General features: G+C 61.6%; 12 protein-coding genes and 1 tRNA gene. 10 read left to right on the top strand and 3 right to left on the bottom strand.

All coding sequences use genetic code 11. The features are described 5' to 3' along the window. Nucleotides 1-108: 108 nt before the first annotated feature. The 7 genes from OSJ75_RS14360 to OSJ75_RS14330 all read left to right on the top strand — a co-directional run bounded on the left by OSJ75_RS14360 (nucleotide 109) and on the right by OSJ75_RS14330 (nucleotide 6,335). Nucleotides 109-1,422: a YcbK family protein gene (locus OSJ75_RS14360; protein WP_267228525.1), complete on the top strand. Its 1,314-nt coding sequence runs from the start codon at nucleotides 109-111 to the stop codon at nucleotides 1,420-1,422. Nucleotides 1,423-1,544: 122 nt separating this feature from the next. After that, nucleotides 1,545-1,620, top strand: a tRNA-Glu gene (locus OSJ75_RS14355). A gap of 606 nt (nucleotides 1,621-2,226) precedes the next feature. Beyond that, nucleotides 2,227-2,379, top strand: a complete 153-nt coding sequence (locus OSJ75_RS14350) for a hypothetical protein (protein WP_250018621.1) — start codon at nucleotides 2,227-2,229, stop codon at nucleotides 2,377-2,379. Nucleotides 2,380-3,154: 775 nt separating this feature from the next. After that, complete coding sequence (gene sfsA / locus OSJ75_RS14345) at nucleotides 3,155-3,856, top strand: DNA/RNA nuclease SfsA (protein WP_267228524.1); 702 nt, start codon at nucleotides 3,155-3,157, stop codon at nucleotides 3,854-3,856. 15 nt (nucleotides 3,857-3,871) lie between these two features. Continuing rightward, entirely contained in the window at nucleotides 3,872-4,702 is an 831-nt protein-coding gene (gene map, locus OSJ75_RS14340; RefSeq protein WP_267228523.1) for a type I methionyl aminopeptidase, read from the top strand. Nucleotides 4,703-4,714: 12 nt separating this feature from the next. Then, nucleotides 4,715-5,521: a RadC family protein gene (radC, locus tag OSJ75_RS14335; RefSeq protein ID WP_267228522.1), complete on the top strand. Its 807-nt coding sequence runs from the start codon at nucleotides 4,715-4,717 to the stop codon at nucleotides 5,519-5,521. A gap of 91 nt (nucleotides 5,522-5,612) precedes the next feature. Further along, complete coding sequence (locus OSJ75_RS14330) at nucleotides 5,613-6,335, top strand: 3-keto-5-aminohexanoate cleavage protein (RefSeq protein WP_267228521.1); 723 nt, start codon at nucleotides 5,613-5,615, stop codon at nucleotides 6,333-6,335. 47 nt (nucleotides 6,336-6,382) lie between these two features. Here the strand turns inward: OSJ75_RS14330 and tig are convergent, their stop codons facing one another. Continuing rightward, nucleotides 6,383-7,804 (bottom strand): trigger factor, encoded by a 1,422-nt coding sequence (tig, locus tag OSJ75_RS14325; protein ID WP_250018616.1) that lies wholly within the window; start codon nucleotides 7,802-7,804, stop codon nucleotides 6,383-6,385. A 565-nt stretch (nucleotides 7,805-8,369) separates the two neighbouring features. Between tig and OSJ75_RS14320 the strand changes: the two genes are divergently transcribed. From OSJ75_RS14320 to OSJ75_RS14310, 3 genes are all read left to right on the top strand, one after another. Continuing rightward, on the top strand, nucleotides 8,370-9,575 hold the full coding sequence (locus OSJ75_RS14320) for an efflux RND transporter periplasmic adaptor subunit (protein ID WP_371929498.1): 1,206 nt from the start codon (nucleotides 8,370-8,372) through the stop codon (nucleotides 9,573-9,575). Further along, nucleotides 9,572-12,736 (top strand): efflux RND transporter permease subunit, encoded by a 3,165-nt coding sequence (locus tag OSJ75_RS14315; RefSeq protein WP_250018615.1) that lies wholly within the window; start codon nucleotides 9,572-9,574, stop codon nucleotides 12,734-12,736. The genes OSJ75_RS14320 and OSJ75_RS14315 overlap by 4 nt, the downstream gene beginning before the upstream one ends. A gap of 177 nt (nucleotides 12,737-12,913) precedes the next feature. After that, nucleotides 12,914-13,051 carry a hypothetical protein gene (locus tag OSJ75_RS14310; RefSeq protein WP_267228520.1) on the top strand — a complete coding sequence of 46 codons (138 nt, stop codon included), beginning with the start codon at nucleotides 12,914-12,916 and terminating at the stop codon, nucleotides 13,049-13,051. Between the two features lie 199 nt (nucleotides 13,052-13,250). On the opposite strand, the gene OSJ75_RS14305 is transcribed toward OSJ75_RS14310, so the two are convergent. Together OSJ75_RS14305 and OSJ75_RS14300 are read right to left on the bottom strand one after the other, a co-directional pair. Further along, nucleotides 13,251-13,580, bottom strand: coding sequence for a GCG_CRPN prefix-to-repeats domain-containing protein (locus OSJ75_RS14305; protein WP_267228519.1), 330 nt, complete (start codon nucleotides 13,578-13,580; stop codon nucleotides 13,251-13,253). A 110-nt stretch (nucleotides 13,581-13,690) separates the two neighbouring features. Beyond that, a complete protein-coding gene (locus OSJ75_RS14300) occupies nucleotides 13,691-14,329 on the bottom strand; it encodes a glutamine cyclotransferase (RefSeq protein WP_267228518.1) in 639 nt (212 codons plus the stop codon). Nucleotides 14,330-14,342: the final 13 nt, after the last annotated feature.

Raw genomic sequence — 14,342 nt, 5'->3', positions numbered from 1 at the left:
AGAAGCGTTCTGACCAGGCATCGGCCGGTATAGAATGCCAGGACGGGGGAATCGTTGAAAATACTGCGGCGCTCAATCTCTGCCCTTCGGGCAAGCACAATCGCATGTATGGTCGGGCTCGCTTCCCTCGCCGCCACATCCTGTACGTCGACTGTCTCCAATCCAAACCTCACCGCCGGCCTCGCCCCGACTGCGACGTCCACCGCGACACCGGCCGCATCCGCACCTGACGGCGAGCAGGAAAAGGCGGCGCAAACCGGCGCAATGGCCTCCGGCGGCACGCAGGAAGTCGGGCCGCGCGCCCTGGCATTGGCCGGCAGCACCGAGACCAACGCGCTCCAGGCGCTGAATGCCGCCGCCAAGCCCGCCAAGCCTGCCGAGGCCCAGGATGGCGCCAAGGCCGAGACGGTCACCGCCGCTGCGGAACCGGCTGCGGCCGCGCCCGCCCCGCAGGAGACGAAGACGTCGCTGTTCGGATCGAGCAAGGCCAAGGACACGCCGGTTCAGACCGCAAGCGCGGCGCAGGGCGCCGAACAGCCTGTCCGCACCTCGCTCTTCGGCAGCTCGACGGCAAGTGCTTCCACCGGCGCGTCCACTGGCGCCTCCACCGGGGCACCGGCTGCTGCTGGCGCCGAGGCTGGCACCGGCGCTGGTACCGAGGCCCGCGCCGAGGGTGATGTGAGCGCCGACGACGCCAGCACGAAGACGGAAGCGGCCTATGCCGCGCCGGCACAGGCGAAGGCGACGCCGCCGAAATCCAACGGCGCGTTGCTGAGGCTCTTCTCCAACAACAATTCCCGGCCGGCTTCAAAACGCCTCGTCGCGGTCATCGATCCGCAGTCGAAGCCGGAGCTGCGCGCCACGAAAGCCGCATCGGGCGATGATTCTGCATTGCCGTCGGCTGAATCCTACGAGGGCAAGAGCGAGCGTCTGGCGTCCCTGCCCGGCGTCCGCCCGAATGCCGGCATCCAGATCATGCAGCGCGACAGCCTCTATGACGATGACGATGTCGAGGCAGCGGGCACTCCGGTGATTCTCGCATCGGCGGCCGGTCTGGCGCGCCTCGCACCCAACGGGCTCAAGGTCCAGCGCGAATCGGTCGATGTCGCCTGCCTGAAGCCGCAGCTCGTCGGCATGCTGAAGGCGATCGAACGCAAATACGGCAAGAACGTCATCGTCACCTCCGGCTATCGCAGCCCGCCCTACAATCGCAAGGTGAACGGCGCGAAGGCATCGCTGCACATGTCCTGTGCCGCCGCCGACATCCAGGTGCCCGGCGTTTCGAAGTGGGAACTGGCGAATTTCGCCCGCAACATGTCCGGCCGTGGCGGCGTCGGAACCTATTGCCATACCGAATCAGTGCACGTCGATATCGGCCCGCGCCGCGACTGGAACTGGCGCTGCTCGCGCCGGCGCGGCTGAGATCGGCGATGCCGGATCGCGCGCCCGATAAAATTCTGCACAAAATCGACTTTTTCAAAAAAAGAATGACTTATGGGGTTGCGGCGGAAAAACTGTTTCACTATAAGCCGCTTACCTGCGGGGCGCCCATCGTCTAGCGGTCTAGGACGCCGCCCTTTCACGGCGGAAACAGGGGTTCGATTCCCCTTGGGCGTACCAGGTTCTTTCCCTGGATATTCAAGCATTTAGATGACCGAGCTCACAAGCGGCCTGGCCAATGAAAAATGGCCGACTGTCCAGCCGGCCATCTTTGAAACCTTTTGCGCGAGCGCCTAGTTGGCGGGCGCCGGCTGTGATGGTGCGGGTTCCGCAGGGGCCGGCGTGGCAGGCGTAGAGGGTTCGGTTGTGGTCGCCGGCGGCGTTGCAGTCCCTTCCGATGGCTTGTTGTCACATGCGGTCAAGGTAAAGGCGGCAAGTGCCACGATTGGGAGTAGGATCTTGTAATTCATGAGCGTCCTCCTTCAGGGTGATGTCCCTATCAATAAGATGTGATAGTCCCGCCCTTTAGAACAGCCCCACTTTTTCAAGCTTTGTCACGCCATGTTAGACAAAGTTATGAGGCTGAAATGATGAGGTGGCATATCATAAAATCACTGCCACGATTCCCATCGGGCAGCAGGGCTCGGTTAAACCTCCAAGCGGGCCCGATTCTCCCACCCCAGAGCAAATTTACCTGCCTTTTTTCGAAAGGCAGGTCTTTTGCCTGCCCCCGAAGCGGCCAGATTGCATCATAATCCTGGCTGTATTGGCGGCGATAACCGGTGCATGAGATTCACGAAAGACACCAGGACCACCATCATATTCCTCGCGGCCGGTCTCATGGCTGCAACACTCGTCATGCTGTCGGACGGTCCGCTGGCCCGAACGAACCTCCTGCACGCACCCCATGCACCGCATTCCGCGAGCCTGCAGAAATAGCGTCCTGCCAACCGCCAACGCCAACTGCCACCCTGGGAAGCTGCAAAAGCATCGTGCGTGCTTCGACAGGCTCAGCATGAGGGAGGTTGGCTCATCATGGGGGGAGCTAACCTTCAGGGGATTTTGTGGTGGCAGCCAGAACAGGTGCCTGAATAGCCAAAATCCTCACCACGCCCGCGAAATCGCGTCTGGTCATTGAAAATGGGGGGAGACGGGCGGTCTTCAGCGCGTCAGTAGGTATCAGGGTCGAGGTCCGAAGACCGCCCGCGACGTCTTTGCCTGCTGTTGCTGCGCTTGTCAGACGCAACAACCCGGAAACAAGAGCGCTACCTCCGTTTCCATCTGCAGTTTGCCGGCCGATCGGGTTTGTCACTTCCGACCATCCGGCAACGCCACCCTTTCCCAGCAATCGAAACAGCACCGGAAGCTGCTCCCCCACTGGAAAGGATTTGTACAAAATAACCCTGTTCCAAAGTGGTGGGATAAGTCCGTGTTATTTATTTTGGCAGCCGGGGGGAGGAATGAGCGAAATCAGTGGCTTGCAGGGTAAAATATTTTCTGAGGCCGAAAATCCATCCCACCGGGAGGGTCGTGCGTTGCATGAATAGAGCGCGTGCTTCCACCCGCCCCGGGATGAGGATGATTGATTTGATTGCAGAAAAAGCATGGAGCCCGCGCTGAAGGCTCGCAAATCCATCCCCCTTGCCGACCGCCACCCGGCAAAAGTCCCCGGCGGCGCTTTATTCGCAGCGGCGATTCGGCTAATCCTCCGGCCATGAACTTCATGGATCCCCTCGTCACCGGCAGGCTCGTGCAAAGATACAAGCGCTTCCTCGCCGATATCGTGCTCGATGATGGCCGCGCCATTACCAGTTCCGTCCCCAATACCGGATCGATGCTCGGATTGACCGATCCGGGCATCAGGGTATGGCTGTCGCATAGCGGCGATGCGAAGCGCAAATATCCGCATACGCTGCAAATCGTCGAGGTCGGCGGCGAAATGGTCGGCGTCAATACCGGCCTGCCGAACAGGATCGCGGAAGAGGCCATCCTTTCCGGGCTCATCCCGGAACTTTCGGGCTATGGCGGGCTGCGCCGCGAGCAAAGATACGGCGCCAGTTCCCGCATCGATCTTCTCTTGAGCGATCCCGTGCGCGGCGACGCCTATGTCGAAGTCAAGAATGTCCACTTCTCGCGCACCCCGGGTCTCGCGGAATTTCCCGATTCGCCGACGGCGCGCGGTGCAAAGCATCTGGACGAACTCGGCAACATGGTGGAAAATGGCCATCGTGGCGTGATGTTCTACGTCGTTCAGCGTGGCGACTGCGATTGCCTCGGCATTTGCGGCGACCTCGACCCGCTCTACCGGGCGGCGTTCGACAGAGCGATGTCGCGCGGGGTTGAAGCTTACGCCGTAAAATGCCACATCACTCCGGCAGGAATTGCTGCAATCGCCGCGATCCCTATCATTATCTAGCAATCGGACGACGCCATGGTCACCTATCTCGATGCACAACATGCGCCGCTGAAGAATACCGGACAGATCCGGCTTCACGGTCCGGAGGCCTTCGAGGCCATGCGCAAGGCGTGTCAGCTTACGGCGCGCTGCCTCGACGAGCTTGCCTCCATCGTCGCGCCGGGCGTTACCACCAATACGATCGACCGCTTCGTCTTCGAGTTCGGCGCCGACCATGGCGCCCTGCCCGCCACGCTGAATTATCGCGGCTATACGAAATCCAGCTGCACCTCGATCAACCATGTGGTCTGCCACGGCATCCCGGACGACAAGCCGCTGCGCGAGGGCGACATCGTCAATATCGACGTCACCTATATCGTCGATGGCTGGCATGGCGATTCAAGCCGCATGTATCCGGTCGGAACGATCAAGCGCGCCGCCGAACGCCTGCTGGAAGTCACCCATGAGAGCCTGATGCGCGGCATAGCGGCCGTGCGCCCCGGCGCACGCACCGGCGCGATCGGCGCGGCCATACAATCCTATGCGGAATCGGAACGCTGCTCCGTGGTCAGGGATTTCTGCGGCCATGGCGTCGGCCAGATCTTCCATGATGCGCCGAATATCCTCCATTACGGCACGCCGCACGAAGGCATCGAATTGCGGCAAGGCATGATCTTCACCATCGAGCCCATGATCAATCTCGGCAAGCCGCATGTGAAGGTGCTGGCCGATGGCTGGACGGCCGTCACGCGCGACCGTTCGCTCACCGCGCAGTACGAACACACGGTAGGCGTCACGGCGGATGGCTGCGAAGTATTCACATTGTCGCCCGCGGGCCTGTTCGCCCCGGGACTGAAACTCGAATAGAACTGGGTGGCTATGAGCGAAGAAGACAAGAAAAAACCTTTCTTCCTCAACGAAACAGCCGCCCCACCCCCTTCCAAACAACCAGCCGTTGAAGCCGGTAGCGATGTTCACAACGCGCAGCCGCATATTCCCTATGCCGCCGAGCCGACGCCGCACTATCTCGGGCACCGCGAGCGCATGAAGGAGCGTTTTCAGCGCTCGGGCCATGCGGGTCTTGCCGACTACGAAATGCTGGAGATGCTGCTCTATCGCTCCATCCGCCAGGGCGATACCAAGCCGCTGGCGAAAGCGCTGCTGGCGCGGTTCGGCTCCCTTGGCGAGGTGCTCGGAGCGCCGGAAAATCTCCTGCGCGAGGTAAAGGGCTGCGGTCCCGCCACGGCGTTCGACCTGAAATTCGCCGCCGCCCTCGCCCAGCGCATCATCCGCAGCGAGATACATGAAAAGACGGTGCTGAGTTCTTGGAACAAGGTCATGGATTACTGCGTCGCCGCGATGGCATTCGAACTGCGCGAGCAATTCCGGATATTGTTCCTCGACAAGAAGAACGCCCTCATCGCCGATGAAATCCAGCAGACGGGAACGGTGGATCATACCCCGGTCTACCCGCGCGAGGTGATTGCGCGAGCGCTGCAACTATCGGCGAGCGCGCTGGTTTTAGTGCATAATCATCCATCCGGTGACCCGACCCCGTCCAAGGCCGATATCGAGATGACGAAGACGATTGCCGGCATCGGCGCGCAGATGGGAATCGCGGTCCATGACCACATCATCATCGGCAAGAAGGGCCATGCCAGCATGAAGGGGCTGAAGCTCTTCTGACATCGCCGCCCGTTCCTGCCCCTGATGTCAGGAATAGCGGCGACGTCGGGGCCATCGGGTGTAGACTTCGGGCTTCTTGAGGAGGAGCACCATGCTACAAGCCTGCCTGAACGGCGATCGCAACCCGGATTTCCACGCCAGGGTGCCCTGCACCGCGGCCGAGCTCGCCGCCGATGCGCGAGATTGCATTGCCGCCGGCGCGGACGAGTTGCACATCCATCCGAGGGACAGCCAGCGCCGCGAAACGCTCGATCCGAATGTGGTGGCGGAGACGATCGGCGTAATCCGCCAGGCGGTTCCGGGCGTGCCGATCGGCCTTTCCACCCATTGGCGCATCCCGCCGGGCGGCCTCGCGCGCCAGCGCTCCATCTCCGCCTGGAGCGTGCTGCCGGATTATGTCTCGATCAACCTCATCGAGCCCGACGCGGCCGACATGATCGCTCTCGTGCTGTCGAAAGGCATCGCCGTCGAGGCGGGACTATGGTCGGTGGCAGATGCAAGGCGGTTCGTCGCCCTGCGGCAGGCGCGATCCTGCCTGCGCGTGCTCATCGAGATGAACGAGCAGGATGTGACGGAAGGACTGCAGGTGGCGACGGGAATTCTGGCCGTGCTCGAAGCCGGCGGCATGTCGCTGCCGATATTGCTGCATGGCGACCAGGCCAGCGCATGGCCGATGTTCAGGCAGGCCATCATCATGGGGCATGATACGCGCATCGGGCTCGAGGACGACAATTGCCTGCCGGACGGCGAACCGGCTGCGGGCAATGCCGAACTGATCAGGGCCGCGGTCGAGCTTGCACACAGCCTGAAATGAAAACGGGCCGCACAAGGCGGCCCGTTCGAGACATGGTCGAGACGAGATCAAGCCTCGTCGTCGGTCTTCTTCTTTGCAGCCTTCTTCGGCGCGGCCTTCTTGGCCGGCTTCTTGGCTTCCGCCTTGGTGTCGGTCTCGTCATCCGCCATCAGCTCTTCCTTGGTCACGGTCTTGTCCGTCACCTTGATGCTTTCGAGCAGGTGGTCGACGACCTTCTCTTCGAAGATCGGGGCGCGCAGGCCGTTGATCGCGTCCGGCGTGTTGCGGAAGAAGTCGTAAATCTGCTTCTCCTGGCCCGGATACTGGCGAACCTGATCGTAGACGGCGCGCTGCAGCTCTTCTTCCGTCACTTCGACGCCGGCCTTGTTGCCGATCTCGGAAAGGACGAGGCCGAGACGAACGCGACGTTCAGCGAGTTTGCGATATTCCTCGCGTGCCTCTTCCTCGGTCGTCTCTTCGTCTTCGAAGGTCTTGCCGGCGGTCTGCAGATCCTGCGTGATCTGCGACCAGATGTTGTTGAACTCCGCATCGATGAGGCGCTGCGGTGACTCGAACTTGTACTCGCCGTCGAGAGCGTCGAGGATCTGGCGCTTCACCTTCTGGCGGGAGAACGACTTGTACTGGTTCTCGATCTGCTCGCGGATCAGCTGGCGCAGGCGCTCGGCATTCTCGAGGCCAAGCGACTGGGCAGTCTCGTCATTGATCACGATTTCGCCCGGCTTGCCCACTTCCTTGACCTTGATGTCGAAGGTGGCATCCTTGCCGGCGAGGTGCGCGGCCTGGTACTGCTCGGGGAACGTGACCTTGATTTCCTTCTCGTCACCGGCCTTGACGCCGATCAGCTGGTCTTCGAAGCCCGGAATGAACTGGCCGGAACCAAGCACCAGCGTCGCATCCGTGTCGGCGCCGCCGTCGAAGGGAACGCCGTCGACCTTGCCGAGATAATCCATGGTGACGCGATCGCCGCTTTCGGCCTTGCCCTTCTTGGGCTCGAACGTCTGGGCGGAACTCGCGATGCGCTTGGCCTGCTCCTCGACTTCCTCATCGGTGACTTCGACGACTTCGCGGGTAACGCTGATCTTCGACGCGTCCTTGAGCTCGATTTCCGGCAGCACTTCGTAGTTGAGCGAGAATTCGAAATCGGCCTCGCCGTTCAATACTTTCTCGGCTTCCTTCTCGTCTTCCGTCATGACGACTTCAGGCTGGGTCGCCGACTTCTCGTTGCGGTCGGAGAGAATGGTGCGCGAGGAATCGCTGAGGATCTCGTTGACGACTTCCGCCATGAACGACTTGCCATATACCTTGCGCAGATGGCTTACAGGCACCTTCCCGGGACGAAATCCGTTGATGCGCGCCTTGGCGCTGGCACCCTGGAGGCGTTCGGAAAGCTTTGCTTCCAGATCCTTGGCCGGAACGACGACCTTGATCTCGCGCTTCAGTCCTTCATTGAGCGTTTCAGTAACCTGCATATCCAAACCTTCACTTCTAACATTTGCCCCGCCGTTACCGGCACTCTTGCCAAATTGCGGGAAGAAAACTGTTGCCTTCGTGGTTCCGGGAAGCGGATGGACGAGCCTCGCTCGTCTTCACATTGATTATATAATCCTGTTCCAACTCGACTTCCGATTTGTGCCCTCGCCGTAATACATGCCGCAGCACAAAACTGGGTTGGAAATCGCACCGTCACCGACTGGTCGCTCCCTTTACTCGGCTCGGTCGCAAAAATCAATGGTGGAGCCAGGCTGGCGCGCAAAATTGACAGGAGCGCACAATACCACTCCAGATTGCGAGGTGACAATCGTCGGGAACTGTGCAAATCTGCCCGCATGGGGATTTGAGACTAGTGTCAATCTAACTCGTGCAACCTTTCATGGCGCTGCCCTGCTATGTCCTATCTCCCCGCATGCACCTTAGCTTAATCCGAATTTGTACTACTCGACCTGATCGTTCGCGAAGTTCGTTCTAGCATTTTTATCTGTATCAGAATGATGTCGCCCAATCGTCGGGACGTTTCACTGTATGGAGACCTGTCCTTTGTCGTCCAGTTTGAATTCTACCCTGAAGGCCGGCATCGCCGCCCTTCTGTTTTCCTGCACTTCGGCCTTTGCCCAGGAAGCGGCATCTCCTCCCCCGCCCCCTCCGGTCACGGTCGCAAAGCCTGTCGTACGCGACGTCGTCGATAGCGACGAGTTCATCGGCCGTTTCGAGGCCGTCGACCAGGTTTCCATCCGGTCGCGCGTCGCCGGATATCTCGACAAGATCGAGTTCAAGGACGGCGCCCTGGTAAAGCAGGGCGATCCGTTGTTCACGATCGACCAGCGGCCCTACATCACTGCGCTGTCGCAGGCCGAGGCCTCGCTGGAAGTCGCCAAGACCACCCTCATCTATGCCGAGGCGCAGTTCAAGCGCACGGAGTCGCTCGCCAGCAGCGGCACATTGTCGGCATCGCAGCTCGACGACCGGCGCCGGGACTTCATTTCGGCGCAGGCAAATGTCCGCGGCGCCGAAGCGGCCCTCGCCCGCGCCAGGCTCGACCTCGAATATACGAGGATCACTGCGCCGCTCAGCGGCCGGATCGACCGGCGGCTGATATCCGTCGGCAATCTCGTCCAGCCGGACCAGACCATCCTCACCACCATCGTCTCGCTCGATCCGATCGATTTCTATTTCGACGTGGACGAGAGAAACCTGCTCTCCTACGCCAAGACCGCCCGCGAGCGCGGCAGCAACCTGCAGGAAGGCGGCGGCGGCATCGAGGTCACAGTGCGGGTGGCCGACGCCAATGAAAAGCCCTTCAAGGGGACTGTCGACTTTGCCGAAAACCGGATCGACAGCGAGACCGGCACGGTCCGGGTCCGGGCGCGGTTCGCCAATCCGGATTTCGTCCTGCAGCCCGGCCTCTTCGGCCGTGTCGACGTGGCGGCATCCAACAGCTACCGGGGCATTCTCGTTCCCGACGAGGCCATCGGATCGGACCAGAACGAGCGGATCGTATTCACCGTCACCGAGGATGGCACCGTCACGCCGAAGCCCGTCCGCATCGGGCCGAAGCTCTATGGCTATCGCGTCATCCGCTCCGGGATGACGGGCGACGAGACCATCGTCGTCAACGGCCTCATGCGCATCCGGCCCGGCGTCAAGGTAAAGCCTGAAATGACGGAATTGCCGCCGGAGGCCGTCACCGCGGACAGTTCGTCCGCGGCGGCCGCCGATGCCCCTGTTCCGGAGACCGCGCAATGAGATTTGCACATTTCTTCGTGGACCGTCCCATCTTTGCGACGGTCCTTTCAATCGTTTTGCTGATCGTCGGCGGCATCGCCTATACCCAGCTGCCCGTGGCGCAGTATCCGGAAATCGCACCCCCGACGATCGTCATCCGCACCTCCTATCCCGGTGCCGATGCCGAGACGATCGCCAATACGGTGGCGACGCCCATCGAACAGGAAGTCAACGGCGTGGAGGGAATGCTCTACATGTCGTCCTATTCGACCGCCGATGGCTCCATGGCGCTGACCGTCACCTTCCGGCTCGGCACCGATCTCGACAAGGCCCAGGTCCTGGTGCAGAACCGCGTTTCGATAGCCGAACCGCGGCTGCCCGAGGAAGTGCGCCGCCTCGGCATCACGACGACCAAAAGCTCTCCGGACCTGATGATGGTGGTTCACATTCTCTCGCCCAACGGGAGATATGACCAGCTCTACGCCTCCAACTACGCGCGCAGCCGGGTGCGGGACGTGCTCCTGCGCCTCGATGGCGTCGGCGACCTGATCATCTTCGGCGAACGCGAATATTCGCTGCGCATCTGGCTCGACCCGGAAAAGCTTGCCGCCTATGGCATGACCTCGGACGATGTCGTCCAGTCCCTGCGTGACCAGAACGTGCAGGTTTCCGGCGGCTCGATCGGCGGACCACCGACCTCCGGCAACAATGCGTTCCAATATACCGTGACGACCGAGGGCCGCTTCAGCGATGCAAGGCAGTTCCGCTATGTCATCGTCAAGGCGAGCCAGTCCGGCCGTCTCGTGCAATTGCAGGATGTCGCCAGGATCGAGCTCGGCGCCAAGGACTATGTCACCAACAGCTATCTCAACGGCAGTCCGGCTGTTGCGCTCGGCATATTCAGCCGGCCGGGCACCAATGCCCTCGCCGCCGCGGCCTCCATCCGCAGCACCATGGAGGAGCTCTCCAAGGATTTCCCCGATGGCCTGACCTATGACATCGTCTACAATCCGACGGAGTTCATCGCGGAATCCATCAACGAGGTCTACAAGACCATTATCGAGGCCGTCATATTGGTGGCGCTCGTCGTTCTCGTATTCCTGCAATCCTGGCGAACGGCCATCATCCCCATCGTGGCGATCCCGGTATCGCTGATCGGCACGCTCGCCATCCTGCTCGCCTTCGGCTTCTCGCTCAACATGCTGACGCTGTTCGGCCTGGTGCTCGCCATCGGCATCGTGGTCGACGACGCCATCGTGGTCGTGGAGAACGTCGAGCGAAACCTGGCGCGGGGGATGACGCCGAAGGAAGCCTCGCATGTGACGATGGACGAAGTCGGCACCGCGGTCATCGCGATTTCGCTCGTCCTCATCGCCGTCTTCGTGCCAACCGCCTTCATACCGGGCATTACTGGCCAGTTCTATCTCCAGTTTGCCATCACGATCGCGGTTGCGACGGCCATTTCGGCGCTCAATTCGCTGACGCTGTCGCCTGCCCTGGCGGCAATCGTGTTGCGGCCGCATGGGCACAAGGAGTCGAACAATCCGCTGGCGAGGGTCGGCCGGTCGCTGGCCAACGGCTTCAACCGGGGCTTCGACAAGATGGCGTCTGGCTATTCCTGGGTGATCCGCCATCTGGTCAGTTCGGCGACCGGCATCGTCGCGTCGCTGCTGGTGTTCGTCGCCCTGCTCGGCGCCACCTGGTTCATGGCGACCTCCATCCCGCGCGGCTTCATACCGCTCATGGATCAAGGCTATGCCATCGTCGTCGTGCAATTGCCCGACGGCGCGTCGCTGTCACGAACGGATGCCGCGATCCAGAAGGCGACCGAACTGGTGCGCAAGACACCGGGCGTGAAGAACGCCGTCGCCTTCTCGGGCTTCAGCGGCGCAACCTTCACCAATGCTTCCAATTCGGGCGTGGTGTTCGCGACCTTCGACGATTTCGAGAAACGGCTTGAACACGGCCAGGATGCGAATTCGATCATCGGCCAGCTCTACGGCACGCTGCAGAGCATACAGGAGGCATTCATCATTGCCGTGCCGCCGCCGCCCATCAACGGCATCGGCACGTCGGGCGGCTTCAAGATGCAGCTGCTCGATCGCGACAGTTCCGACATGCGCCGCGTGCTGGCGCTGGCCTACCAGATGATGGGCGAAGCCAACCAGACACCGGGCCTGACCGGCGTGTTCACGACCTTCTCTGCCTCCAGCCCGCAATATTTCCTTGAGATAGACCGCGACAAGGCGCGGGCGCTGAACGTTCCCATACCGAACATCTTCGAAAGCCTTGCCACCAACCTTGGCACGTCTTATGTGAACGATTTCAATGCCTTCGGACGAGTTTATCAAGTCCGGGCACAGGCGGACCAGCAGTTCCGCGTCGAGCGGGACGATATTCTCGCACTCAAGGTCAGATCGGCCAGCGGTGCGCTCGTTCCCCTTGGCACGCTGGTGGAAATCAGGGACACGACCGGCCCGTCGCTGGTCCAGCGCTACAATATGTACGTATCGGTGCCCTTGCAGGGCAGCGCTGCGCCGGGCGTCTCGACGGGTGCGGCGCTCGACTCGATGGAGGCGCTTGCGGCCAAGACTTTGCCGCAGGGCACGACGTTCAACTGGACGGAACTTGCCTTCCAGGAGCGCAATACGGGCAATACGGCAGTGTTCATCTTCGCGCTGTCGGTGGTGTTCGTGTTCCTTGCCCTGTCCGCCCAGTATGAAAGCTGGGTGCTGCCTCTGGCCATCATCCTGATCGTTCCGCTGGCGGTGCTCGCGGCCCTGATCGGCGTCTGGCTGCGCGGCATGGACAACAACATCCTGACGCAGATCGGCCTCGTGGTGCTGATCGGGCTGGCGGCGAAGAACGCGATTCTGATCGTGGAGTTCGCCCGCCAACACGAGGAACAGGGGTCCGATCCGATCGAGGCGGCCATCGAGGCAAGCCGCCTGCGCCTGCGTCCGATCCTGATGACGGCCTTCGCATTCATCTTCGGCGTCGTGCCGCTGATGATCGCCACGGGCCCCGGCGCCGAAATGCGCCAGTCGCTGGGAACGGCGGTGTTTTCGGGCATGCTGGGCGTCACATTCTTCGGGTTGTTCCTCACACCCGTCTTCTATGTGGCCCTGCGCTCTTTCGGACGAAGGCGAAAGCCGGCGGCCGAAGAAGCGGCGGCGCACTAGCAACGAAAGGCGTGGATCACCTCCACGCCTTTTTCTTTTCCACAGTAGCCCGGATATTGGCCTGCCAAGGTTGACCCGCGCCGCCATGTTCTCCAGACTGTCGTCGAAGTCGTTCCGTTCCGGCGGGATTTAAAGTTTGCGAATGGCCTGCTCCGGTCGCAACGAACGGAGAGCAATATGAAGCACCAATGCGCCGTTATCGGCGTCCTTATAGTCTTGTTCGGCTTGCTTGGGCTGGTGGCGATGCACTCCAGAGACGATGCGGGACCCAATTCGAGCCGCCAGATCATCCCGTCCATCGACGCGCCATCGTGATCCGCCGATGGATGGCAAACCCTGAACGGAACGCCGATGCCGAGACTCTTTCTGGTTTTCCTGACTGTCGCAATCTCGATACCACTGGCCGGCTGCGTGAGCGATCCCAATTTCCGGCCACCGGACCCGAGGACCTACGAGCCGCCAGTCTATGACGGCTCGTCACATGGCGGACGATAATGGTTCGTCCACTGTCCGCCTACCAGTTGCGCACGCAATAGCCCCGGCGTGAAAGATGGAAGCCGCGCGGGCACGCCCTGTAGGCCGGGCGGATACGCACGCATTCACCAAAGCGATTGAGCCGGCGACCCGGGCCGCAGCGCGCGATCCGGCGATTTGGCACGCACCGTCCCCAGCGATTGACGTGCCAGCCACGCCCGCACCGCCAGCCGACCTGCTCCAGCACCTGCGACAGTTCGATCGAATTGCTGCGAGCCGGCGCTGCGGGCGACGCTCCGGCCGGTGCAGCCATGGCAAACAGTCCGCCGATCAGGACGAGTACAGAAAGACCGATTTTCCATGATGACATAGAACTTCCTCCCATGAAGATATTCCATGGGAGGAAAAATAACTCCAATAGGCCGGGACTGCCACAATAAATTGTCGGCAATTGCCGGTGCGCCGGCGATACCGCAAGGGCTAATCGCGCCGAGGCTTCTTCACCGCGCGGATCGTGCCGCTTCCGCCGCCACCGCAGAAGAAGCGGTCCTTGCCGTCCGACTCAAGCCCGGACACGCCGCAACCGGCAGGCATTTCGATGACCTCGAGGACCTCGCCGGTCGCGACATTGATCCGCCTGACATCGCTCTCGTCGCCCTCCCACGTCCCGTGCCAGAGCTCGCCATCGACCCAGGTGACGCCGGTGACCACGCGCCTGGATTCGATGGTGCGCAGGACCTTGCCCGTTTCAGGATCGACCTGATGGATCCTGCGGCCCCGGTGCTGCCCGACCCAGAGCGAGCCCTCGGCCCAGGCGAGGCCGGAATCGCCGCCATTGCCGGGCGCGGGTATCGTCGCCACCACGGCGCCGTTCTTCGGGTCGATCTTCTGGATGACAGTCTCGGCGATCTGGAAGATATGGCGGCCGTCGAACGCCGTCCCGGCATGGGCGGCCGCGTCGATCGAACGGGTGATCGCACCGTCCTCGGGGTCCATGGCATTGATCCTGTCGCCTGATGCGAACCAGACCTGGCTGCCATCATAGGTCAGGCCGTGGACCTGTTCGACATCGGGAAATGGTCCATATTCGCGGATGATCTCGGCGGTGCTCGTCTTCATGGCTCGACTCCTG

This window comes from Phyllobacterium sp. 0TCS1.6A (assembly GCF_026420825.1).
Taxonomy (GTDB): domain Bacteria; phylum Pseudomonadota; class Alphaproteobacteria; order Rhizobiales; family Rhizobiaceae; genus Phyllobacterium.
This window is presented reverse-complemented; position numbering and strand designations above follow the sequence as displayed.